18 protein-coding genes, 1 tRNA gene and 1 pseudogene are annotated in these 22,129 nt (G+C 71.6%); 17 read left to right on the forward strand and 3 right to left on the reverse strand.

Going from position 1 to position 22,129, the window contains the following annotated elements:
• Position 1 precedes the first annotated feature (1 nt).
• The 9 genes from dxs (at position 2) to mdoH (ending at position 11,403) form a co-directional block, all read left to right on the forward strand.
• Positions 2-1,915 carry a 1-deoxy-D-xylulose-5-phosphate synthase gene (dxs, locus tag WBG79_RS13230; RefSeq protein ID WP_337357570.1) on the forward strand — a complete coding sequence of 638 codons (1,914 nt, stop codon included), beginning with the start codon at positions 2-4 and terminating at the stop codon, positions 1,913-1,915.
• 15 nt (positions 1,916-1,930) lie between these two features.
• Positions 1,931-2,848 (forward strand): alpha/beta fold hydrolase BchO, encoded by a 918-nt coding sequence (gene bchO / locus WBG79_RS13235; RefSeq protein WP_443147431.1) that lies wholly within the window; start codon positions 1,931-1,933, stop codon positions 2,846-2,848.
• Positions 2,845-4,377, forward strand: a complete 1,533-nt coding sequence (locus WBG79_RS13240) for a phytoene desaturase (protein ID WP_337357572.1) — start codon at positions 2,845-2,847, stop codon at positions 4,375-4,377. The genes bchO and WBG79_RS13240 overlap by 4 nt, the downstream gene beginning before the upstream one ends.
• Complete coding sequence (locus tag WBG79_RS13245; protein WP_337357573.1) at positions 4,355-5,476, forward strand: phytoene/squalene synthase family protein; 1,122 nt, start codon at positions 4,355-4,357, stop codon at positions 5,474-5,476. Before WBG79_RS13240 ends, WBG79_RS13245 begins: the two co-directional genes overlap by 23 nt.
• A 3-nt stretch (positions 5,477-5,479) precedes the next feature.
• Positions 5,480-5,611, forward strand: coding sequence for a hypothetical protein (locus WBG79_RS13250; protein WP_337357574.1), 132 nt, complete (start codon positions 5,480-5,482; stop codon positions 5,609-5,611).
• Positions 5,612-5,674: 63 nt separating this feature from the next.
• Positions 5,675-5,989 (forward strand): hypothetical protein, encoded by a 315-nt coding sequence (locus tag WBG79_RS13255; RefSeq protein WP_337357575.1) that lies wholly within the window; start codon positions 5,675-5,677, stop codon positions 5,987-5,989.
• 144 nt (positions 5,990-6,133) lie between these two features.
• The gene (gene pcaF, locus WBG79_RS13260; protein ID WP_337357576.1) at positions 6,134-7,339 is read left to right on the forward strand and encodes a 3-oxoadipyl-CoA thiolase; all 1,206 of its coding nucleotides are present in this window, start codon (positions 6,134-6,136) and stop codon (positions 7,337-7,339) included.
• Between the two features lie 222 nt (positions 7,340-7,561).
• Entirely contained in the window at positions 7,562-9,127 is a 1,566-nt protein-coding gene (locus tag WBG79_RS13265; protein ID WP_337357577.1) for a glucan biosynthesis protein, read from the forward strand.
• 20 nt (positions 9,128-9,147) lie between these two features.
• Positions 9,148-11,403, forward strand: coding sequence for a glucans biosynthesis glucosyltransferase MdoH (mdoH, locus tag WBG79_RS13270; protein ID WP_337357578.1), 2,256 nt, complete (start codon positions 9,148-9,150; stop codon positions 11,401-11,403).
• Positions 11,404-11,476: 73 nt separating this feature from the next.
• Here the strand turns inward: mdoH and WBG79_RS13275 are convergent, their stop codons facing one another.
• The 3 genes from WBG79_RS13275 to WBG79_RS13285 all read right to left on the reverse strand — a co-directional run bounded on the left by WBG79_RS13275 (position 11,477) and on the right by WBG79_RS13285 (position 14,963).
• Entirely contained in the window at positions 11,477-11,968 is a 492-nt protein-coding gene (locus tag WBG79_RS13275) for a YaiI/YqxD family protein (RefSeq protein ID WP_337357579.1), read from the reverse strand.
• A 359-nt stretch (positions 11,969-12,327) separates the two neighbouring features.
• Positions 12,328-12,945 (reverse strand): response regulator transcription factor, encoded by a 618-nt coding sequence (locus WBG79_RS13280; RefSeq protein ID WP_337357580.1) that lies wholly within the window; start codon positions 12,943-12,945, stop codon positions 12,328-12,330.
• Positions 12,942-14,963, reverse strand: a complete 2,022-nt coding sequence (locus WBG79_RS13285) for a two-component system sensor histidine kinase NtrB (protein WP_337357581.1) — start codon at positions 14,961-14,963, stop codon at positions 12,942-12,944. The genes WBG79_RS13280 and WBG79_RS13285 overlap by 4 nt, the downstream gene beginning before the upstream one ends.
• A gap of 153 nt (positions 14,964-15,116) precedes the next feature.
• Here WBG79_RS13285 and WBG79_RS13290 point away from each other — a divergent pair, with 153 nt between their 5' ends.
• From WBG79_RS13290 to WBG79_RS13320, 8 genes and pseudogenes are all read left to right on the forward strand, one after another.
• The gene (locus WBG79_RS13290) at positions 15,117-16,121 is read left to right on the forward strand and encodes a TRAP transporter substrate-binding protein (protein ID WP_337357582.1); all 1,005 of its coding nucleotides are present in this window, start codon (positions 15,117-15,119) and stop codon (positions 16,119-16,121) included.
• A gap of 92 nt (positions 16,122-16,213) precedes the next feature.
• Positions 16,214-17,671 (forward strand): hypothetical protein, encoded by a 1,458-nt coding sequence (locus WBG79_RS13295; protein ID WP_337357583.1) that lies wholly within the window; start codon positions 16,214-16,216, stop codon positions 17,669-17,671.
• A 78-nt stretch (positions 17,672-17,749) separates the two neighbouring features.
• Positions 17,750-18,355, forward strand: a complete 606-nt coding sequence (locus WBG79_RS13300) for an anthranilate synthase component II (RefSeq protein ID WP_337357584.1) — start codon at positions 17,750-17,752, stop codon at positions 18,353-18,355.
• 17 nt (positions 18,356-18,372) lie between these two features.
• A complete protein-coding gene (gene trpD, locus WBG79_RS13305; protein ID WP_337357585.1) occupies positions 18,373-19,386 on the forward strand; it encodes an anthranilate phosphoribosyltransferase in 1,014 nt (337 codons plus the stop codon).
• Between the two features lie 9 nt (positions 19,387-19,395).
• Positions 19,396-20,187: an indole-3-glycerol phosphate synthase TrpC gene (trpC, locus tag WBG79_RS13310; protein WP_337357586.1), complete on the forward strand. Its 792-nt coding sequence runs from the start codon at positions 19,396-19,398 to the stop codon at positions 20,185-20,187.
• A 33-nt stretch (positions 20,188-20,220) separates the two neighbouring features.
• Positions 20,221-20,604: pseudogene (locus tag WBG79_RS27615) on the forward strand (hypothetical protein); the annotation flags it as partial.
• Between the two features lie 122 nt (positions 20,605-20,726).
• A tRNA-Lys gene (locus WBG79_RS13315) sits at positions 20,727-20,801 on the forward strand.
• Positions 20,802-20,965: 164 nt separating this feature from the next.
• Positions 20,966-21,352 carry a hypothetical protein gene (locus WBG79_RS13320; RefSeq protein WP_337357587.1) on the forward strand — a complete coding sequence of 129 codons (387 nt, stop codon included), beginning with the start codon at positions 20,966-20,968 and terminating at the stop codon, positions 21,350-21,352.
• Positions 21,353-22,129 lie beyond the last annotated feature (777 nt).

Raw genomic sequence — 22,129 nt, forward strand, 5'->3', positions numbered from 1 at the left:
CATGCCGCTTCAGACCCCCCTGCTCGACCGGGTGCGCGTGCCCGCGGATCTCCGTCAATTGCCCGAGGAGGACCTGCCGCAACTCGCCGAGGAACTGCGCCGCGAGCTCGTCGACGCCGTCTCGCGCACAGGCGGCCACCTCGGCGCCGGGCTCGGGGTCGTGGAACTCACCATCGCGCTCCACTACGTGTTCGACACGCCGCACGACCGGCTGATCTGGGACGTCGGCCACCAGGCCTACCCACACAAGATCCTGACCGGCCGGCGCGACCGCATGCGCACCATCCGGCAGCCCGGCGGCCTCTCCGGCTTCACGAAGCGCTCAGAGAGCGACTACGACCCCTTCGGCGCCGGCCATTCCTCCACGTCCATCTCCGCCGGGCTCGGCATGGCGGTGGCGCGCGACCTCGACGGCCGGCAGGACAACGTCATCGCGGTCATCGGCGACGGGGCGATGTCGGCCGGTCTCGCCTACGAGGCGATGAACAACGCGGGGTCGATGGACGCCCGCCTGATCGTCATCCTGAACGACAACGACATGTCGATCGCACCGCCGGTCGGCGCCCTGTCGACCCATCTCGCCCGGCTCCTGTCGGGCAAGACCTACCTGTCGATCCGGGACGCCGGCAAGCAGCTGACCGGCCACCTGCCCGGGCCGCTCGACCGCACCATCACCCGCGCGATCGAACACGCGCGCACCTTCCTGACCGGCGGCACGCTCTTCGACGAACTCGGCTTCTACTATGTCGGCCCGATCGACGGCCACGACCTGCCGAGCCTGCTGCCGATCCTGCGCAACGTGAAGGCGGCCGAGAAGGGGCCGATCTTCCTGCACGTGGTCACCCGCAAGGGGCACGGCTACCTCCCCGCGGAGGTCGCCGCCGACAAGCTGCACGGGGTGGTGAAGTTCGACGTCGCCACCGGCGCCCAGCAGAAGCCCAAGCCGTCCGCACCGGCCTACACGCGGGTCTTCTCGGACGCGCTGATCGACGCGGCCGCCCGGGACGACCGGATCGTCGCCATCACGGCCGCGATGCCGTCCGGCACGGGCCTCGACCGCTTCGCCGAGGCGCACCCGCGCCGCTTCTTCGACGTCGGCATCGCGGAGCAGCACGCCGTCACCTTCGCGGCCGGCCTCGCCGCCGAGGGCTACCGGCCGTTCTGCGCCATCTATTCGAGCTTCCTGCAGCGCGCCTACGACCAGATCATCCACGACGTGGCGATCCAGGGACTGCCGGTCCGTTTCGCCCTGGACCGGGCCGGCTTCGTCGGCGCCGACGGGGCGACCCACAACGGCGCCTACGATCTGGCCTTCCTGTCCTGCGTGCCGGGCATGGTCCTGATGGCGCCGGCCGACGAGGCCGAGCTCGCCCTCATGGTGGCGACCGCCGCCGCCCACGACACCGGGCCGATCGCCTTGCGCTTCCCGCGCGGCGAGGGTCTCGGCGTGGCCATGCCCGAGCACCCGTCCCCGCTGGCGATCGGGCGCGGGCGGATCCTCAGGGAAGGCGGGACCGTCGCCATCCTGTCGCTCGGAACGCGCCTCGCCGAGGCCCTGAAGGCCGCCGACGAACTCGCCGCCCTCGGGTTCCCGGCGACCGTTGCGGACGCCCGCTTCGCCAAGCCGATCGACACGGACCTGGTCGAGCGGCTGGCGCGCGAGCACGAGGTGCTGGTGACGGTCGAGGAGGGCTCGCCGAACGGCTTCGGCGCGACCGTCCTGCAGCATCTCGCCGCCTGCGGGCTCCTGGACAACGGACTCAAGATCCGCACCCTCGCCTTCCCGGACGACTATCTGGAGCACGACCAGCCGGCGGCCATGCATGCCCGCATCGGAATCGACGCCCGCGGCATCGTCGGGGCGGTGGTGGCGGCGCTCGGGCTCGACAGGGCCGCCCCGGCGCTGCGCGCCTGAGGGCGGGAGATGAATGTGGCCCGCAAGCTCGACTGGGACAGGGACGGCGCCGACTGGCCGAACCGCGAAGCGAGTCGCTTCGTGGAGGCGGGCGGGATGCGCTGGCACGTCCAGGTCGCGGGCGAGGGGCCGGGCCTCCTCCTCCTGCACGGCACCGGTGCGTCCACGCATTCCTGGCGGGATCTCCTGCCCCGCCTCGCCGAGCGTCACCGGGTGGTCGCCCCGGACCTGCCCGGCCACGGCTTCTCGGAGACGCCGCCCGGAGGCGACTATACCCTGCCCGGCCTGGCGCGGGCCGTCGCTACGCTCGCCGGCGTCCTCGGCTTCGCGCCCGATCTCCTGGTCGGTCATTCCGCCGGAGCCGCGATCGCGGTCCGCATGGTGCTCGACGGGCTCTGCCGGCCGCTCGGGATCGTCTCCGTCAACGGCGCGCTGGTGCCCTATGGCGGCATGGTCGCGCCCTTCTTCGCCCCGCTCGCGCGCATGCTGGCACAGAACCCGCTGGTGCCGCGCGTCTTCGCCTGGCAGGCGCGCAACGGTCCCGCGGTCGACCGGCTGATCGGGAAGACCGGCTCCCGCATCGACGAGACGGGGGTCGACTTCTACCGCAGGCTGGTACAGACGCCCTCCCACGTCGCCGGTGCGCTCGGCATGATGGCGAACTGGGACCTGAAGACCCTCGGCGAGGACCTGCCCCGCCTCGAGGTGCCGCTCACCCTGGTGGTCGGCGGCGACGACCTGATGGTGCCCGCCGACGACGCCTTCCAGATCCGCCGCGTGGTCCCGTCCGCCTCGGTCGTCTACCTGCGCGGCCTCGGCCACCTTGCCCACGAGGAGGACCCGGACCGCTTCGTCGAGATCATCGACCGCGTCCTCGTCCTCTGCCGCCTCGGCCGGCCCCACGATCCCGCCGGCACCGGAGACCCGCCATGACCGCACCCGCCCGCCCCTCCGCCTTCTCCGCCCGTGCCGCCGCCCAGCCGCACGCCATCGTGGTCGGGTCCGGCTTCGGCGGCCTCGCCGCCGCGGTGCGCCTCGGCGCCCGTGGCTACCGCGTCACCGTGCTGGAGCGGCTCGACGAGCCGGGGGGGCGCGCCTCCGTGTTCCGGCAGGACGGCTTCACCTTCGACGCGGGCCCGACCATCGTCACCGCACCGTTCCTGTTCGAGGAGCTCTGGACGCTCGCCGGCCGGCGCATGGCCGACGACGTCACCCTGACGGCGCTCGATCCCTTCTACCGGATCCGGTTCAACGACGGGTCGACCATCGACTGCTCGGGCGACGAGACCCGAATGCGAGCGGAGATCGCCCGGCTTTCTCCCAATGACGTCAACGGCTACGAAGCCTTTCTGAAACTCTCGCGCGAGGTCTACAAGACCGGCTTCGTCGAGCTCGGCGACGTGCCCTTCGACCGCTGGACCGCCATGCTCGGCGTCGCCCCGGACCTCGTCCGCCTGGGCGCCCACCGCAGCGTCTACGGCACGGCGGCGAAATACGTCCGCGACGAGCGGCTGCGCACGCTGCTCTCCTTCCACCCGCTCTTCATCGGCGGCAATCCCTTCTCGGTGACCGCGCTCTACGTGCTGATCTCCTGGCTGGAGCGCGCCCACGGGGTGCATTTCGCGATGGGCGGCACGGGCGCGCTGGTGAAGGGGCTCGTCGGGCTGATCGAGGGCCAGGGCAACACGGTGCTCTGCGGCCGGGAGGTGACCGAGATCCTTGTGGAGGGGCGGCGGGCCACCGGCGTGCGCCTGGCGAACGGGGAGACGCTCCGGGCCGACGTGGTGGTGTCGAACGCGGATTCCGCCTGGACGCTCCGCAAGATGCTGCCCGAACGGCTGCGCGGCCGCTGGACCGACCGCAAGCTCGACCGCGCCCGCTACTCCATGAGCCTCTTCGTCTGGTACTTCGGTACGAACCGCCGCTACGAGGACGTGCCGCACCACACCATCCTGATGGGTCCGCGCTATCGCGAGCTCCTCGCCGACATCTTCCGTCGCAAGGTTCTGGCCGAGGACTTCAGCCTCTATCTGCACCGGCCGACGGCGACGGACCCCTCGCTGGCACCCCCGGGCTGCGACGCCTTCTACGCGCTCTCCCCCGTGCCGAACCTTGAGGGCGAGGTCGACTGGGACAGCGCGGCCGAGCCATACCGCCAGCGCATCGCCCGGCATCTGGAGGAGACCCTCCTGCCCGGCCTCGGCGACGCGGTGGTCACGTCGCGCCTGATGACCCCGCTCGACTTCCGCGACCGCTACCTCGCCTACCGCGGCGCCGCCTTCGGGCTCGAGCCGATCCTGACCCAGAGCGCCTGGTTCCGGCCTCACAACCGCTTCGGCTCCGTCGAGCGGCTGTACCTGGTCGGCGCCGGGACGCATCCGGGCGCCGGCCTCCCCGGCGTGCTGACCTCCGCCAAGATTCTCGACGAGGTGGTGCCCGATGCGGCCGCTCTCTCCCACTGACCTCGCCCCGGAGGAGCCGACCGGTTGGGGCGGCTCGCCGACGCGCGCGGCCGTCTTTCCGGAGGCCGGGCACCGGGCCGACCTCGCCCAGTGCCGGGCTCTCCTCGCCACCGGATCGCGCTCGTTCTTCACCGCGTCGCTGCTGCTGCCGGCCCGGATCCGGGAGCCCGCCTCGGCGCTCTACGCCTTCTGCCGGCTCGCCGACGACGCCGTGGACCTCTCGGCCGACCCGGCGGCCGGTCTCGCCGGCCTGCAGGGACGCCTCGCCGCCGCCTACGAGGGGCGGCCGGAGGACCATCCGGTCGACCGGGCCTTCGCGGGCGTGGTGCGCCGCTTCGACATTCCGCGCGCGCTGCCGGAGGCGCTGTTCGAGGGCTTCGCCTGGGATGCGGAGGGCCGTCGCTACGAGACGCTCGAGGACCTGGAGGGCTACGCGGTCCGGGTCGCGGGCACCGTCGGCATGATGATGTCCGTCCTCATGGGCCGGCGGGCGCCGGAGGTGCTGGCGCGCGCCTGCGACCTCGGCGCCGCCATGCAGCTCACCAACATCGCCCGCGACGTGGGCGAGGACGCCCGCGCGGGCCGGATCTATCTGCCGCTCGCCTGGCTCCGGTCGGAGGGCATCGACCCGGCAGGCTTCCTGGCGCGGCCGGAACCCTCCCCGGCGCTGGCCCGCATCCTGGAGGGGCTCCTCGCCGCCGCCGACCGGCTCTACGCGACCGGGGCGGCCGGCATCGGCCGTCTCCCGGCGGGCTGCCGCCCCGCGATCCGGGCCGCAGCGCTGATCTATGCCGAGATCGGGCGCGAGATCCGGCGCAACGGACTCGACAGCATCACCCGGCGGGCGGTGGTCGGCGGGCGGCGCAAGGCGTTGCTCGCGGCCCGCGCGATAGCTCCGATCGCGCCGGGCACGGGCGGGCTCCACGGGCCGCCGATCGCGAGCGCGGCGGGGCTGGTCGAGAGGACGGCTGGCCCGTCCGCCCACGCGGACGGCCCCCGCTCGGGCGCCGAGCGGATCGTCTGGGTGGTCGACCTGTTCGACCGGCTGGAGCGGGCGGAGCGGGCCCGGCGGACGGCTGCGCGCCGGCCGGGTTCCTGAGCCATGGACGAGTGGTACGGGCTCATCGAGATGATCCTGGTCTTCGCCGTCATCCTCGGCTGGGCGGTTCGGGAACTCATCTCCGTGCGGCGGGCCCAGCGGACCGACCGGGAGGACGGGCGCGACCCGTCCTGAGCCAGCCGATCACGGCCGCGCGAGGCCCTTGCCCGCGCCCGGCACCGTGCTAGCCTCGTTCCCATGCGCGATCGCCGGTTTCCCGCCCTCCTCCGGTTCGCCCTCGCCGCGGTCGCCGCCGTGGCGGGCGGGGTCGGGACGGCGCAGGCGGATTGCACGTGCCGGGCGCTCGGGCGCGACTTCGCCCTCGGGCAGACCGCCTGCCTCAGGGTCGGCGACCGCAGCCGCCTCGCCCGCTGCGACATGGCGCTGAACAACACCTCGTGGACCTTCATCGACGAGTCCTGCCCCGCCGTGTCCGAGGCCGAGGCGCCGATGACCGTGGCGGTGCTGCCGCACCTGCATATCCACGAAGGCAGCGGGATCGACGACCACTGACATCGGCCCGCCGTGCCGGGCCGTTCGGGCAGGGTTGCGCGGATCGGCTTGACTCCGGTCCGGCTTCTCCCGTACCGCCGACCCTCGCACCGCAACAAGACCGGACCCGCCGGAGCGGGGCGGGCGCGCGCGAGAGGAACCGCCATGGCCGACGTCTTCATCTGCGACTATGTCCGCACGCCCATCGGCCGCTACGGCGGCGCCCTCGCCCGCGTCCGGGCGGACGATCTGGCGGCGGCCCCCGTGCGCGAGCTGGTCCGCCGCCATTCGGGCCTCGCCGGCGCCGTCGAGGAGGTCTATTTTGGCTCCGCCAACCAGGCCGGCGAGGACAACCGCAACGTCGCCCGCATGGTCGCGCTCCTGTCCGGCCTCGGCGAGGCGGTCCCGGGCGTGACCCTCAACCGGCTCTGCGCCTCCGGCCTCGACGCGGTCGGCACGGCGGCGCGGGCGATCCGGGCGGGGGAGATCGAGCTCGCAATCGCGGGCGGCGTGGAGAGCATGACCCGGGCGCCCCTCGTCATGGGCAAGGCGCAGGAGGCCTTCCAGCGCTCCGCCGAGGTCTACGACACCACGATCGGCTGGCGCTTCGTCAACCCGCTCCTGAAGGCCCAGTACGGCGTCGATTCGATGCCGGAGACGGGCGAGAACGTCGCCGAGGAGTTCCAGGTCTCCCGCGCCGCGCAGGACGGTTTCGCGTTGCGCTCGCAGGCTCGCACGGCGCGCGCCAAGGCCGAGGGGTTCCACGCCGGAGAGATCGTCCCCGTCGAGGTGCCGGGCGGCCGCGCCGGCCCGCTCTCCGTGGCCGAGGACGAGCACCCGCGCGCCGACACCACGCTGGAGACCCTCGGCCGTCTGAAGCCGATCGTGAAGCCCGGCGGGACCGTCACAGCCGGCAACGCGTCGGGGGTCAACGACGGCGCGGCGGCGCTCGTGCTCGCCTCCGCGGCCGCGGCCGACCGGCTCGGCCTGACGCCGCGGGCCCGGGTCCTCGGGCTCGCCTCCGCGGCCGTGCCGCCGCGCATCATGGGGATCGGCCCGGCACCGTCGACGCGCAAGCTGATGGAGCGGCTCGGGCTCACCATCGGCGCCTTCGACGCGATCGAGCTGAACGAGGCCTTCGCGTCCCAGGCGCTGGCGGTTCTGCGCATGCTGGGGCTGCCGGAGGACGCCGAGCACGTGAACCCGAACGGCGGCGCCATCGCGCTCGGCCACCCGCTCGGCATGTCGGGCGCCCGTCTCGCCGGCACCGTCCTGCGGCAGCTCGAGGCGACCGGGGGGCGACTGGGGCTCGCCACCATGTGCGTCGGCGTCGGCCAGGGCGTCAGCCTCGCTCTGGAGCGGGTGTCCTGACCTGTCGCAAAAGCGACGCGGCCGGCCGATCGCGCCGCCGCGCGGGCCCGTTGGCGCCATGAATCGGCCCGATACGGATGCTTTTGAAAAGGCAAAGCTTATCGGCTATGGTCGATCAGCTCCAACCCTCCGGGTTTCCTGGCATCGGGCGACGCCGGCGGGTTTCCTGCCCGGGCGGCCCGCGCCAGGGAAAACCGCGAGCCACCCCCTGCATCCCGGCCGATGACGCGCACCGACGTATCCGTTGACCCTGCAAGTCCCGACCGCCGGCGCTTTCTCGCCTCGTCGCTGTCGGTCGGCGCCGCCGTCGCCCTGTCGGCGACCCTGGCGAGCCGGGTGGCCGAAGCTCAAACCGCCAACGGCGAACGCACGCCCTTCTCGCGGCCTGCTCTCCTCGACGAGGCGCGCAAGAGGGCGGCCGAACCCTACCAGGAGCCGCGCTTCGACCTGCCGGAGCGATTCGCGAACCTCACCTTCGAGCAGTACCGCGACGTCCGCTTCAAGCCGGACCGCTTCATCTGGCGTGGCGAGAACCGCGGCTTCCAGGCGAGCCTGACCCACACGGGCTTCATCTATCGCCAGCCGGTCGACATCTTCATCGTCGAGGACGGGATGGCGCGGGAGATCAAGTTCGACCGCGACCTCTTCGACTACGGCCAGAGCGTCCGCCCGCCGGACCCGAACGTCGACCTGTCCTTCTCGGGCGTGAAGCTGCGCCGGCCGGTCGGCAACGGAGACCGGCTGGAGGAGTTCGCCCTCTTCCAGGGCGCGACCTACTTCCGGGCCCTCGGGCGCGGCCAGCTCTATGGTCTCTCCGCGCGCGGCCTCGCCATCAACACGGGCGACGAGCGGGGCGAGGAGTTCCCCTTCTTCGAGCGCTTCTGGCTGGAGCGGCCGGAGCAGAACGCCAACTCGGTCGTCATCCATGCCTTCCTGGATTCGAAGTCCTGCACCGGCGTCTACCGCTTCACGCTCCGGCCGGGCGACGAGACGGTCGTGGACGTCGAACTCACGCTCTTCCCGCGCGTCGAGATGGACCATGTCGGGCTCGGCACACTGACCTCGATGTTCCTCTACGACGGCACCAGCCGCACGCGCTTCGACGACCTGCGCCCCGCGGTCCACGGCTCCGACGGCCTCGCGATCATCACGGGGCTCGGGGAGCACCTGTTCCGGCCCCTCAACAACCCCCGCAACCTTCAGATCTCCGCCTTCGTGGACCAGTCACCGCGCGCCTTCGGCCTCGTGCAGCGGAAGTCCGGCTTCGACGAGTTCGAGGACCTGGAGAACCGCTACGACCTGAAGCCGAGCTGCTGGGTGGAGACGGTCGGAGATTGGGGTGCGGGCGCGGTGCAGCTCCTGGAGATCCCGTCGGAGAGCGAAATCCACGAGAACATCATCGGCTACTGGCGACCGAAGGGGAAGCTGCCGCCCAAGCAGGAGTTCGCCGCCGCCTACCGGCTCCACTGGGGCCGGACCTGGCCGCCGACCGGCGATCTGGGCGTCGTCGCCGACACCCGTTCCGGCCAGGGATCAAATCCCGCCTTCCGCCGTTTCTTGATCGACTTCGAGGGCAGGATGCCGCCGGCCGGCGCCGTGCGCGCCGAGGCCTCCTCGTCCTCGGGGCGGATCTTGAACCTGATCCTGAAGCCGAACCCGGTGCGCGGCGGCTATCGGGTGGTCTTCGAGCTCGACACGCGCAACACCCAGCTCGCCGAATTGCGCGTCCTCTTGACGGACGGCAGCAAACCGGTCAGCGAAACCTGGCTCTATCGCTGGACCGCATGACGTCCCGAACGGATCACGAGATGGCCGCCGACACGCCCGACGAGACCGGTACGCTGGAGCACCCGCCCGTCGAGGACCGACACGGCGAGGCGAAGCCGGAGACGCCCGCACGCAGCGAGGTCGGGACGCTCGGCGCCTTCATCCCCTCCGTGCCGCCGGAGAGCGCGCTGGCGATGCCGGTGCAGAACTTCTGGCGCTGGGACGGCGCGAAGCCGTCCGTGACCGACCGGCCGACCGACGGGGCCACGCTGCTCGCCCGGATCGCCGTTTTCGGCGGCGCCATCCTGCTCTCGATCTTCGGCATCTCCGAGATGGTCGGCGTCGTGCGCGCCGGCGGCATCGTCGGCCTCGAATGGCCGCTGATCGTGCTCTTCGGGACCACCTTCTCGTGGATCGCACTATCGGCGTCGAGCGGCGTGGTCGGCTTCGTCGCCGGTCTCTTGGAGCGGCGCATGCCGCGGCCGGCCGAGCGGCCCCTCGCCTCGCGCACGGCGCTCGTCATGCCCGTCTATAACGAGAGCCCGGCCCGGACCATGGCGGCGCTTGAGGCGATGGCGCAATCGATCGCCGCCGAGGGCGCGGCGAGCCATTTCGAGATCTTCATCCTCTCCGACACCACCGATCCGACGGCCTGGGTAGAGGAGGAGATCGCCTTCATGCGCCTGCGCCACCGGCTCGCCGGGACCATGCAGGTCTGGTACCGGCGGCGGCACAAGAACGTCGCCCGCAAGGCCGGCAACGTCGGCGACTTCGTCACCCGTTGGGGCGGGCGCTACGACCACATGCTGGTGCTCGACGCCGACAGCCTGATGGAAGGCCGGACGATCGTCACGCTCGTGCGCGCCATGGAGGACGATCCGCGCGCCGGCATCGTCCAGTCGCTGCCGCTGATCGTCAACCGGAACACGCTCTTCGCCCGCCAGCAGCAGTTCGCCGGCCGCATCTACGGACCGCTGATCGCCCGCGGCCTCAGCATCTGGACGGGGCGGGACGGCAACTACTGGGGCCACAACGCCATCATCCGCACGCGCGCCTTCGCGGAGGCCTGCGGCCTGCCCGACCTCAAGGGCCGCAAGCCCTTCGGCGGGCACGTGATGAGCCACGACTTCGTCGAGGCCGCCCTGATCCGCCGCGCGGGCTGGTCGGTGACGATGCTGCCCTGGCTCGGGGGCTCCTACGAGGAGAGCCCGCCGTCGATCCTGGACGTCGCCTCGCGCGACCGGCGCTGGGCGCAGGGCAACCTGCAGCACACGCCGCTCGTCTTCGCCAGCGGGCTCGCCTGGCCGTCGCGGATCCACTTCGCCACCGGCATCATGAGCTACCTCGCCTCGCCGATCTGGCTGATGCTGCTCCTGACCGGCCTCGCGCTCGCCCTGCAGGCGCGGTTCATCCGGCCGGAATATTTCTCCAAGGACTTCTCGCTCTTTCCGGCCTGGCCGCGCTTCGATTCCGAGCGCGCCCTTCAGCTCTTCCTGATCACCATGGCGGTCCTGATGCTGCCGAAGGTGCTTGGGACGATCGAGAGCATTCTGCGGCCCGAGATCCGCAAGCCCGCCGGCGGCGGCTTCCGTATCCTCGCCAGCATGCTGCTGGAGACCCTGCTCTCGGCCCTCGTGGCCCCCGTCATGATGCTGATCCAGAGCCGGCACGTGATCGAGATCCTCTCCGGCCGGGACTCGGGCTGGAAGACCCAGCGGCGGGACGACGGCGGCATCCCGGTCTCCGAGGTGTTCCGCCACCACTGGCAGCATGTGGCGATCGGCGTGGTCATGGGGCTGGCGGCCTATGCCATCTCGCCGGCGATCCTCGCCTGGATGGCGCCGACCCTGGTCGGCCTCGTCGGCGCGGTCGGCATCTCCTGGGCGAGCGGATCGATGGCCCTCGGGCTCGCGCTGCGCCGGGCCGGGCTGCTGACCATTCCCGAGGAGACGTCCCCGCCAGGGGTCATCGAAAGCGCCGCCCGCTTCCAGGCCGACGCCGAGGAGGACCTGCCGGAGGTGGAGGACGGGCTGACGCTGGTCGTCAACGACCGGCGCGTGCGGGATCTCCACGAGCGGCTTCTCCTGCCCGTGCCGCTGCGCGAGCGCGGCAAGCCGGACCTCGAGCCCGTCATGGCGGAGGCCAAGATCCGGGAGGCCGTTTCGGTCGAGGAGGCCCTGCGCTGGCTGACGCCGAAGGAGCGCATGGCCGTCCTGTCCCAGCCCCAGCTGCTGGCCCAGTTGGACCGCCTCCTCGTGCCCGTCGACCAGCGCCCCACGCTGGTGCCGGCCGGCTGAGCCAGTGCCCCGTGACACCGCCTTTGCCGGCATGCCGTTGGCGTCCGGCTGACGCGATCCGGCGCGGTGGCGCCTAACCGGCGCCCCAACCGGCCCGCTTCAGCCGCTGCACCGCCACGTCGAGCGCCGACAGGAAGGTCGAGCGCTGGCGGCGGTCGAAGGGCCTCGGGCCTCCGGTCACGGCTCCGGCGCTGCGCAGGTCGTCCATGAGATTGCGGGTGGCCAGGGCCATGCCGATCGAGTCGGGCGTGAAGGGCTTGCCGGTGGGACCGATCACGGCGGCGCCGGCCTTGACGCAACGATCGGCCAGGGGGATGTCGGCCGTGACCACAACCCGGCCCGGGCCGGCGCGCCCGGCGATCCAGTCGTCGGCGACGTCCGGGCCCGCCGGGACGACCACCCGCTCGACCAGAGGGTCGGCCGGCACCTGCATCCAGCTGTTGGCGACGAGGAAGACCTTCAGGCCGTAGCGGCCGGCAACCTTGTAGATCTCATCCTTCACCGGGCAGGCATCGGCGTCGACCAGGATCTCGATGCGCTGCGGGTCCGACGTCGCGCCGTCCATGGCCCCTCCCCTGAAATGCAAGAAGGGCTCCCCCGGAGGAGAGCCCTTCCCGATTACAATTCCGCCGCGGTCCGCATTGCGGACGCTTCGCAGCCGGTCAGGCGGCGCGACTCTCGACCGAGGCGAGAATCCAGGCCACGCAATCCGACGACCGCGGATAATCACGAGTAGACACTGGATCACCTCCTTTCGAACGTTGACGACGGGATCGAATATGGGCCCGTCGCGCCGAGTCGAAAAGGGGGGCGCAAACCTCTGTACGGGGATCCAAACCAGCTGTGCCCAAAATGCCGCGGCGGCTGCATCCGCGTGGGACCCCCAGCAGACAAATCCGTTCATGGAAGGTTCTATGTTGGACCTTATCGCACCTTGGCGATCCGGTGCGCCAGTTCCACGGCGGAGCGGACGCCGAACTTCTCCAGGATACGGGCGCGGTGGACCTCGACGGTGCGCATTGTGATGCCGAGGCGGTCGGCGATCTGCTTGTTCATCAGGCCGGCGAGGAGGAGGTCGAGCACCTCCTGCTCACGGGCCGAGAGACTGGCCAGCCGGTCGGCGACGCCTTGCGCGGCGCGGGTCTCGTCGTGGCGCCGGGATTCCAGCTCCAGGGCGGCGACGACACGGCCGACGAGGTCGTCCGCGTCGAAGGGCTTCTCCAGGAAGTCGTGCGCTCCGTTCTTCAGGGCCTGGACCGCGATCGGGACGTCGCCGTGGCCGGTGAGCACGATCACCGGCTGGGCCGCGTTCTGGGCCTTGAGGCGGTCCAGCACGTCGAGGCCGGAGAGGCCGGTCATGCGCACGTCGAGCACCACGCAGCCGCGCCAGCCCGGACGCCAGGCCGCGAGGAAGGCCTCGCCGGAGTCCCAGACCGTCACCGGAAGACCGCGGGTCCGGAATAGCCAGCCGAGGCTGTCGCGGACGGCCGGGTCGTCGTCGACCACATGCACCCCCGGGGCAGCGGGTTCGGGCGCGCTCATTCGGCCGCCTCCGCGTCGGCCCATGCGGCCGGCAGCCTGACGGTGAAGACCGCCCCGCCGCCGTCCCGCTCGCCATGGTCGAGGCGGCCCCGGTGGAGCTCGGCGATGGACCGGCAGATGTTGAGGCCCATCCCCATCCCCTCGGGCTTGGTCGTCACGAAGGGCGAGAAGAGCCGGCCGGCGACGGCGGGCTCGATCCCCGGTCCCCGGTCGGCGACGCGGATCTCGACCTCCGGGCCGCCCTCCCCGCGGACGAGGGACACGCCGACCTCGAGGATCCGCCGCCGGCCGGGCGGCGTGGCGGCCATGGCCTCGATGCCGTTGCGGACGAGGTTGAGCACCACCTGCTCGATCAGGATGCGGTCGGCGCTGATCTCGGGCAAGCCGTCCTCGATCGAGAGGTCGATCTCGACCTGGTTCTTGCGCGCGTCCATGACCGCGAAGGCCGCCAGCTCCTCGACCAGCGGGCCGACCTGGACGGGGGCGAAATTGGGCTGGCGCTTGCGCACGAAGTCGTGGACGCGGCGAATGATCTGCCCGGCGCGTTTGGCCTGCAGGTCGAGCTTCTCGAGCGCCGCCGTCACCTCCCCGGGGTCGAAGGCGCCGGAGCGCACGAGGCTCAGGCAGCCGGCCCCGTAGCTCGCGATGGCGGCGAGCGGCTGGTTCAGCTCGTGGGCGATGGTGGAGGCCATCTCGCCCATGGTGATGAGGCGCCCCGTCCGCTGCAACGTCTCGGCCTGCAGCCGTTCCATCGCCTCGGCGCGCTTGCGGTCGGTCACGTCGATGATCGAGCCCATCCAGCCGCGGTGGCGGCCCGCCTCGTCGATCAGCGGCGCCTCGTAGACGAGGACGTCGAACACGGTGCCGTCCGGCCGGCGGAAGCAGGTCTCGAAGCTGGTCGGCTGGGGCGCGCCGCCGGAGAGCGCGTCGTGCCGCGCGAGCGTCTCCTCGACCAGGTCGGGCACCCAGTAGGGCATCGGCGGGCTCCGGCCCACGAGGTCTTCGGCCCGGTAGCCGACCATACGGCAGAAGGCGGGATTGACGTAGAGGATCCGGCCGTCCAGGTCGCGGGCGCGCATGCCGACCGTGAGGCTGTCCTCCATCGCCTTGCGCAGGGCGTGGGCCTCGGCGAGGCTCGATTCCGCCTCCAGCCGGCGCCGGTAGTGTCGGTTGAGCGCGAAGATCGAGAGCGCCGCGAGCGCGGCGAGGCCGAAGATCGCCGCCACCATCGCGTCCTGGGTGCGGCTCGCGCGGGCACCCGTCGTGGTGATCGACAGGACGACGTCGGGGAGCGGCGGATCGAAGGACAGCGTGTAGCGCTCCGCGCCGGGGGCGGGCACCAGCGACGACTTCCGCGCCAGTTCCGAGCCGTCGCGATCGACCAGGGCGACGAGGTTGTTCTGCGTGATCCACCAGGGAACGTGCTGGGCGAGCAGCCGGTCGAGCGAGATGCGGGCCAGGACGGAGCCCACGATGGCGCCTTGGCGCAGGACGGGGACGCGCAGGTCGGCGACGTAGCCGTGCTGGGCGGTGCGGACCGCGGGACCGACGATCGCGCCGGACAGGCCCGGGATGAGCGGCGGCTCTTCGGCCGGCTCGGCCGCGGCGGTCTCCTCCGGGTAGGCGGCGCGCACCTGGCCGTCGCGGTCCCGCCAGACGGCGGAGACGATCTCCGGGCGGGCCCCGACCAGGCCGCGCAGGCGGGCGGCGACCGCGTCGGGACGGGGCGGCGCCTGGGCGAGGTCGAAGGCGATCTGCTCGACGCTCTCGCGGCTGCCGGAGATCTGGAAGCGCAGGGCCTGCTCGACCCAGAGGGCGTCGCGGATCAGGGTCTGGCGCGTCTCCTCCCTCTCGCCGCGGTCGGCGAACCAGACGAGCGAGCCGACGAGCGCGGCGATCAGCACGATGGCGACGAGCGGAGCGAGCTCGACGCCGCGGTCGAGTGCCGTCCGGCCGCGCCGGCGCGGCTCCCACGACGGCGCGAGCGCCCGGTCCCGATGTGGAGACGTCTCGGTCACACTGTCGCGGCGCCTTCCTTCGCGGCGTCCTCCCTGCCGGAATGGTGGCACCGCTCGCTTCGGAAATCCACAATGGCGTGGCCGGGGCGCCCGGCCCTAAGCTCGCCGGCCGGCAGGGTCCGCAAGAGACCCGGGAGAGATGGGGAGGCAGACATGGTGCTTGGTCGTCTCCGTTGGCTCGCGGGCGCCCTGATCGCGCTGGCCGGCCTGGCGGGTCCCGCCGGCGCGGCGGACTATGTCATCCGCTTCAGCCACGTGGTCGCGCCGAACACCCCCAAGGGCAAGGCGGCGGAGCGGTTCCGGGAGCTCGCGGAGCGCTACACGAACGGGCGCGTGCAGGTCGAGGTCTATCCGAACAGCACCCTCTACAAGGACCGGGAGGAGCTCGAGGCGCTGCAGCTCGGCGCGGCGCAGATGCTCGCCCCCTCGCTCGCCAAGTTCGGCCCGCTCGGGATCAAGGAGTTCGAGGCCTTCGACCTGCCCTTCATCTTCCCCTCGCGGGCGGCGCTGCGGCGCGTGACGGAGGGGCCGGTCGGGCGTGGCCTTCTCGAGAAGCTCAAGGAGAAGGGCATCGTCGGGCTCGCCTACTGGGACAACGGCTTCAAGATCATGAGCGCCAACGTGCCCTTGCGCCTGCCGGAGGATTTCCGGGGGCTCAGGATGCGGATCCAGTCGTCGCGGGTGATCGAGGCGCAGATGCGCGCGCTCGGCGCCGTGCCGCAGGCGACCGCCTTCTCGGAGGCGACCCAGGCGCTCAGGGCCGGGGTGGTCGACGGCACCGAGAACCCGCCCTCGAACATGTACACGCAGGGCATGCACGAGGTGCAGAAGCACGCCACCCTGTCGGACCACGGCTATCTCGGCTACGCGGTCATCGTGAACAAGAAGTTCTGGGACGGCCTCCCGTCCGACGTCCGCAAGGCCCTGGAGCGTGCCATGGCGGAGGCGACCGCCTACGCCAACGCCATCGCGCAAGAGGAGAACGACGCCGCGCTCGACGCCATCCGGGCCGCCGGCACGACGGACCTCCACAGTCTCACGCCGGAGGAGCGCGCCGCCTGGATCCGGGCCCTGAAGCCGGTCTACGACGAGATGGCTCCCAGGATCGGGCGCGATCTCGTCGAGGCCATCGTGCGCGAGGCCGGCAAGGCGGACTAGCGGCACCCCCCGGGGTGACGCAGGGGAGCCGGCACGGTACTGTCCCGAGGGCGCCCTCGGTCGCAGGTCCCTCGTCCCCGCCCGGAGTTCAGATGTCCCCCCTCGCCCATTCTCGCGCCGCCCTGGCGCTTCTCGCAGCCGTCGTCGCCGTTGCCGGGCCCGCCTCGGCGCAATCGGCGGCCGAGCGGGAGGCCCAGCGTCTCCAGGGGCTCCTGGAATCCTATGTCGGAACGCCCGCGCCCGGCGACGCCGCGACCGTGACGGTCGCGGCGCAGCCCGGCTTCTACCGCGTGAGCCTCTCCCTCGACCGCCTGGCCCGGCCGCTGGCCGCCCACGGCGTCGCCGTGGACCCGGCGGCGCTGGAGATCTCGATCGCGCCGCGGCCCGACGGAACCTGGCGGCTCTTCGACATCGCCTATCCGCCGCTCACGATCCGGGCGGGCGAACGAACCACCCTTATCTCGCTGGACGGCACCGTCTACGAGGGGGTCTTCGATCCCGTCGTGGCCTTTTCGCGCAGCGTGACCTTCACGGCCGCGCGGCTGGCGAGCGAGAGCAGCGGCGCGGGCGCGAGCAGCCGATCCGAGGCCCGGGACTACCGGGTGGAGTCCGGGACGGTCGCCTCCGGTCCCGAAACGGCCAACACGCGCGCGACGACGACCGTTCGCGACGTGACGCAAACGATGTCGCTGGAGCTGCCCCTGCCGGCGCTGCCGGACGGCCGCCTGGTGATCACCACCGCGTCGGCCACGCAGTCGCTGGACGTCGTGCTCGACGAATGGAAGCCGCGCCGGATCCTCGATCTTTGGGCCTTTCTGGTCGCCCATGCGGGCCCCCGGCTGGTGCCCGCCAAGGCCGAGCTGCAGTCGGCCCTGTCGGCCGCCCTCCCCCTCTGGCGCCGGCTCGCGGTGGTCGGCGGGGCCGACGGGTTCTCGGTCCGCAGCGGGTTCGGCGAGATCTCCGCGAAGCACATCGGCGGCGGCCTGCGCCTCGGCGGCCTGACCCGCTCGTCGGGGCTGGGCCTTCAGCTCGACGCCAGTGGCCTCGCGGTCGCGGGGCCGAACCTGCCGGACTGGACGAAGCCGCTCCTGCCGACCGACCTGGCGCTCGACGCCGATCTCACCGGCTTCGACCTGGAGGCCGGTGCGCGCATCCTGATCGACGGCCTGGAACCGGAAAGCGAGCGCCCCTTCCCGGCCGAGGTCGCCGACCGCGCCGCCGGCGCGGCACTGCCGGCGAACGGCTTCGGCCTCAAGGTGCAGCCCGGGCGGCTGAAGGCGGCCGTCTACGAGGTCGGCTGGCAGGCCGATCTCACGGTCGGCAAGGACGCCATCTCGGGCCGGGCGACCGTCACCGCCAAGGGTCTCGACCGCGCCATCGCGGCCCTGAAGGCCGGCGGACCGGGCACGGCCGCGCAGGCCACGGTCGGCCTCTACGCCGCCAAGGCGCTCGCCAGGCGGGAGCCGGACGGCACCGACGTCTGGGTGTTCACCTTCGACGCGAAGGGCCGGCCGCTCGTCAACGGCAAGCCGCTCGGCGGCAAGGGCTGAGCGGCGCCGGCCATTTCCGGTGACAAACGCGGCCGATGGCTCTATCAATCGCCTCGGCCAGGAGCCGGGACGGGCAACATGTTCCTCGTGATCGACAACTACGACAGCTTCACCTACAACCTCGTCCACTATGTCGGCGAGCTCGGCGCGGCCCTGAAGGTCGTGCGCAACGACAAGATCTCGGTGGACGAGGTCCAGGCGCTCGATCCGGAGGGCGTGATCCTCTCGCCCGGGCCCTGCACCCCCAACGAGGCCGGCATCTGCCTCGACCTGATCGGCCGCCTCGGCGCCACGACCCCGATCCTGGGCGTCTGCCTCGGCCACCAGGCGATCGGCCAGGCCTACGGGGGCCGGGTGATCCGCGCGCCGCAGCTGATGCACGGCAAGACCTCGGTGATCCGCCACACCGGCCGGGGTGTCTTCCGCGGCCTCAACAACGATTTCACCGCGACCCGCTACCACTCGCTGGTGGTCGAGCGCGATACGCTGCCGGACGGACTGGAGGCGGTGGCGGAGGCGGACGGGCTGATCATGGGCCTGATGCACCGGGAGCATCCGGTGCACGGCGTGCAGTTCCACCCGGAGTCGATCGCCTCGGAGAACGGTCACCGCATCCTGCAGAACTTCCTCGACATCGCCCGCGACTTCAACCGCACCCGCCCGCGCCGTCCGGCCGCCGCCTGAGCTCCGAGAGACCGACGATGACCGACCTCAAAGCCCTGATCGGCAAGGCCGCCACGGGCGCCACGCTGAGCCGCGAGGAGGCCCGCACGGCCTTCGACGTCATGATGTCGGGCGAGGCGACGCCGGCGCAGATCGGCGGCTTCCTGATGGCGCTCAGGGTGCGCGGCGAGACGGTCGACGAGATCACCGGCGCGGTCGAGACCATGCGCGAGAAGATGCTGCGGGTGTCGGCCCCGGCGGACGCGATCGACATCGTCGGCACCGGCGGCGACGGCTCGGGCAGCTACAACGTGTCGACGGCCTCGGCCTTCGTGGTGGCGGCCTGCGGGGTGCCGGTCGCCAAGCACGGCAACCGGGCGCTCTCCTCCAAGTCCGGCGCCGCGGACGTCCTGCAGGCACTCGGCGTGAAGATCGACATCGGCCCGGAGAAGATCGGCGAGTGCGTCAAGACGGCCGGCGTCGGCTTCATGTTCGCGCCCTCGCACCACAGCGCCATGAAGCATGTCGGGCCGGCGCGGGTCGAGCTCGGCACGCGGACCGTGTTCAACCTGCTGGGTCCGCTCTCCAATCCGGCCGGCGTGACGCGGCAGATGACCGGCGTCTTCGCGCGGAGCTGGGTGGAGCCGATCGCCCGCGTGCTCGGCAATCTGGGGGCGCGGCGGGCCTGGGTGGTCAACGGTTCGGACGGGCTCGACGAGATCACCACCACGGGGCCGACCGCGGTGGCCGAGTGGCGGGCCGGCGAGATGCGCGTCTTCGAGGTGACGCCCGAGGCCGTGGGGCTGGAGCGGGCCCGGCCGGAGGACCTGAAGGGCGGCGACGGCAGCGTGAACGCGGCCGCCCTCAAGGCGGTCCTCGGCGGCGAGCGGATGGCCTACCGGGACATCGTCCTGATGAACGCCGGCGCCGCGCTGGTCGTCGCCGACCGGGCGGCCGACCTCGCCGAGGGCGTGCGCCTCGCCGCGGAGGCGATCGACAGCGGGCGGGCGCGCGAGCGGCTCGAGGCGCTCGTGCGCGTCTCCAACGCCTGAGCGGACCCGATGACCGACATCCTGAAGCGCATCGAGGCCTACAAGCGCCAGGAGATCGAGGCCGCCAAGGCACGGATCTCCGAGGCGGAGTTGCGCCGCCGCGCCGCCGACATGCCGCCCCCGCGCGGCTTCCTCGCCGCCCTCGAGGCGGAGCGGGCCGCGGGCCGGCCGGCGCTGATCGCCGAGATCAAGAAGGCGAGCCCGTCCAAGGGGCTGATCCGGCCGGACTTCGACCCGCCGAGCCTCGCCGCCGCCTACCGGGACGGCGGCGCCGCGTGTCTCTCGGTGCTGACCGACGGGCCGTCCTTCCAGGGCCGGCCGGAGTATCTCGCCGCGGCCCGGGAGGCATCCGGGCTTCCCGCGCTGCGCAAGGATTTCCTCTACGATCCCTATCAGGTCGCCGAGGCTCGCGCCTGGGGCGCCGACTGCATCCTGATCATCATGGCCGGCGTCGACGACGCCACGGCGCAGGCGCTCGAGGACGCGGCGGAGGCCCTCGACATGGACGTGCTGGTCGAGGTCCACGACGAAGCGGAACTCGCAAGGGCGCTGCGCCTGCGAAGCCGGATGATCGGCATCAACAACCGCGACCTGAAGACCTTCGAGACGACGCTCGCCACCTCCGAGCGCCTCGCCCCGATGATCCCGTCCGACCGCCTGATCGTCGGCGAGAGCGGCATCTTCACGCCGGCCGACATCGCACGCCTGGAGGCCGTCGGCATCGGCACCTTCCTGGTCGGGGAGAGCCTGATGCGCCAGGCGGACGTGGCCGCCGCCACCCGCACCCTGCTCGCCCGCTAGGGCTCGACCGGCGCCAGGCGGACGTGCGGCACCGCCCACATGGTGGACACGTGGGAGCGGGGCGTGGTCGTAGGGGACGGCCGGGTGTTCGGCCTTGCCGACCTCTATGTCGCCAGTTCGGCCGTATTCCCGACGCCCCCCGCCACCCGCGCCCTGTTCGCTCGCCAGGGTTCGACGACGACCGGTCGCCTGCGTCCCGTTGCAAGGCTTGACCGTGGGGGGGGGGGGGCGGCCGGCGCCGGTGATTGCCGCGACCGCAGCCCCGGGGGCCCCGCCTCCCGGAAGAGCGTCGGTCTGGCTGCATCCACCATCGGATCCGGAGGGCGCCGAGGGCAACGGTCGCCTCCGGGGTCGGCCCCCTGCCGCCACGCCGCGTCGGCGAGGGTCGGACAGCCGCTTGACCCTGGATGTCCCTGACTCTAAGGTCCGCCCGCCTTTCGCCGGCCGGTCCTCCGGCCCGGACACGGGCCCGAAACCACGCCAGGACCCGACGGCCCCATCCCCGTCCCCTGCGCCGGGCCCGCCCGCCAACGAAAGCCGGGCCGGTAGCTCAGTGGTAGAGCACGTGACTTTTAATCATGTGGTCGCGGGTTCGATCCCCGCCCGGCTCACCAACAAAATCAACGACTTAAGCCCTATTTTCGAGGCCCTTTGGAACCCACGGTTCCGAAGTTGGTTCCATATGGGTTCCAGTCTGATCGACGCTCGCGGCCGCACTGGGCTGTGGATAGACCCGGATCCGGATCCGCGACCTCGGTCTCTCGCGGTACTCTCGCACATGCCCGACGCGCCCGCGCCCCTCGACGAACTGCCGAAGCAACCGAACCCGAACGCCTCCGGTCTCTTCATGACGGATGACGAACTTCGGGTGCTCCGCGATGCCCTCGCCCGCGAACCGGCGATCGTCCGCGCGAAGGTCTATGGGTCGCGGCAGACGGGCATCCGGAGGGAGAAGGACCCGCCCTCGGATCTCGACATCGACCTCGCGATCGAGATCCCGACGGACGACCCGGAGGACGCCTTCACGGAGTTCCTGGAAGCCCGGTGGCGGCTCCACGCCGCGCCGGGTCTCCGGCTTGAGGTGGAGGATCTGACCGACGCCGGATCGCCTCGCTACGCCGCCCGTCAGGCGGGCGTCCTGATCTTCGACCGCTCCGACCCATGAGGCACTACGGACCCCCTGCCCTCATCCGCGACCTGACCCGTCTCGGCGTCGTCCAGGCGAACGCATGGTGCCCTCGCTGCCAGAGGCGCGGGGCCTTCCGCTCGATCGGTTCGCGGAGACGGTGCCCTTCGTCGCGATCAAGCGCCGGATGGTCTGCTCCGGGTGCGGGGAGCGCGAGGTCGACCTCATGCCGGACTGGACGGGGTATCGCCCGGCAGGAAGAATGTAAGAGGCAGCATGGAGGGATATTCGCTATGACCGCACTGACGAGGCCCGCCATATTAGCAATCTCTGCGGGGTTGGTACTCGGCACAGCCGTACAAGCCCAGCCGAGCCAGGAATGGAAGATCACGAGCCGTAAATCCGACGCGTTGGCCGAAACTCGTTCGGGCAGCATGTATGTGCGCCTGACGGGTCGATGTAACTCCGGCAGTCCGCATGTAGTCGTTTCCTTGGAGGGCTACCGCGGCAACGCGCTTCGGAAAATCGATCAGGTCGACCAACCAGTCACCTTTGTTGCCGAGGGTCCTGACGGCCCAACGGAACATCGTGGTTCGATGTTCGTGTTCGCTGACGAAGTGGCAATGCAAGAGCCCTTGCCCACGTATTTCGTCGATCGACTTGCGACAGCGGACCGGCTGCTGATCCGCAATGCCTCTGGCCGATCCATCGTAACCGTTTCCGTAGCAGGTGCCCGGGAGTTTCCTTCTCGCATTACGAGCCTATGCCGAAACGTTAGGCCCTAGGCAACTTGTCTCGATCGGCCCGGGAAATGGC

It is taken from the genome of Prosthecomicrobium sp. N25, assembly GCF_037203705.1.
Taxonomy (GTDB): Bacteria; Pseudomonadota; Alphaproteobacteria; order Rhizobiales; family Ancalomicrobiaceae; genus Prosthecodimorpha.

What these genes read in the sequence shown, in the direction of transcription:
- WBG79_RS13245 (WP_337357573.1), top strand. Translation starts at nt 4,355, where the DNA reads ATGCGGCCGCTCTCTCCCACTGACCTCGCCCCGGAGGAGCCGACCGGT.
- dxs (WP_337357570.1), top strand. Translation starts at nt 2, where the DNA reads ATGCCGCTTCAGACCCCCCTGCTCGACCGGGTGCGCGTGCCCGCGGAT.
- trpD (WP_337357585.1), top strand. Translation starts at nt 18,373, where the DNA reads ATGACCGACCTCAAAGCCCTGATCGGCAAGGCCGCCACGGGCGCCACG.
- WBG79_RS13280 (WP_337357580.1), bottom strand. Translation starts at nt 12,945, where the DNA reads ATGAGCGCGCCCGAACCCGCTGCCCCGGGGGTGCATGTGGTCGACGAC.
- WBG79_RS13290 (WP_337357582.1), top strand. Translation starts at nt 15,117, where the DNA reads ATGGTGCTTGGTCGTCTCCGTTGGCTCGCGGGCGCCCTGATCGCGCTG.
- pcaF (WP_337357576.1), top strand. Translation starts at nt 6,134, where the DNA reads ATGGCCGACGTCTTCATCTGCGACTATGTCCGCACGCCCATCGGCCGC.
- trpC (WP_337357586.1), top strand. Translation starts at nt 19,396, where the DNA reads ATGACCGACATCCTGAAGCGCATCGAGGCCTACAAGCGCCAGGAGATC.
- WBG79_RS13255 (WP_337357575.1), top strand. Translation starts at nt 5,675, where the DNA reads ATGCGCGATCGCCGGTTTCCCGCCCTCCTCCGGTTCGCCCTCGCCGCG.
- WBG79_RS13320 (WP_337357587.1), top strand. Translation starts at nt 20,966, where the DNA reads ATGCCCGACGCGCCCGCGCCCCTCGACGAACTGCCGAAGCAACCGAAC.
- WBG79_RS13300 (WP_337357584.1), top strand. Translation starts at nt 17,750, where the DNA reads ATGTTCCTCGTGATCGACAACTACGACAGCTTCACCTACAACCTCGTC.
- WBG79_RS13250 (WP_337357574.1), top strand. Translation starts at nt 5,480, where the DNA reads ATGGACGAGTGGTACGGGCTCATCGAGATGATCCTGGTCTTCGCCGTC.
- WBG79_RS13275 (WP_337357579.1), bottom strand. Translation starts at nt 11,968, where the DNA reads ATGGACGGCGCGACGTCGGACCCGCAGCGCATCGAGATCCTGGTCGAC.
- WBG79_RS13265 (WP_337357577.1), top strand. Translation starts at nt 7,562, where the DNA reads ATGACGCGCACCGACGTATCCGTTGACCCTGCAAGTCCCGACCGCCGG.
- WBG79_RS13240 (WP_337357572.1), top strand. Translation starts at nt 2,845, where the DNA reads ATGACCGCACCCGCCCGCCCCTCCGCCTTCTCCGCCCGTGCCGCCGCC.
- mdoH (WP_337357578.1), top strand. Translation starts at nt 9,148, where the DNA reads ATGGCCGCCGACACGCCCGACGAGACCGGTACGCTGGAGCACCCGCCC.
- WBG79_RS13295 (WP_337357583.1), top strand. Translation starts at nt 16,214, where the DNA reads ATGTCCCCCCTCGCCCATTCTCGCGCCGCCCTGGCGCTTCTCGCAGCC.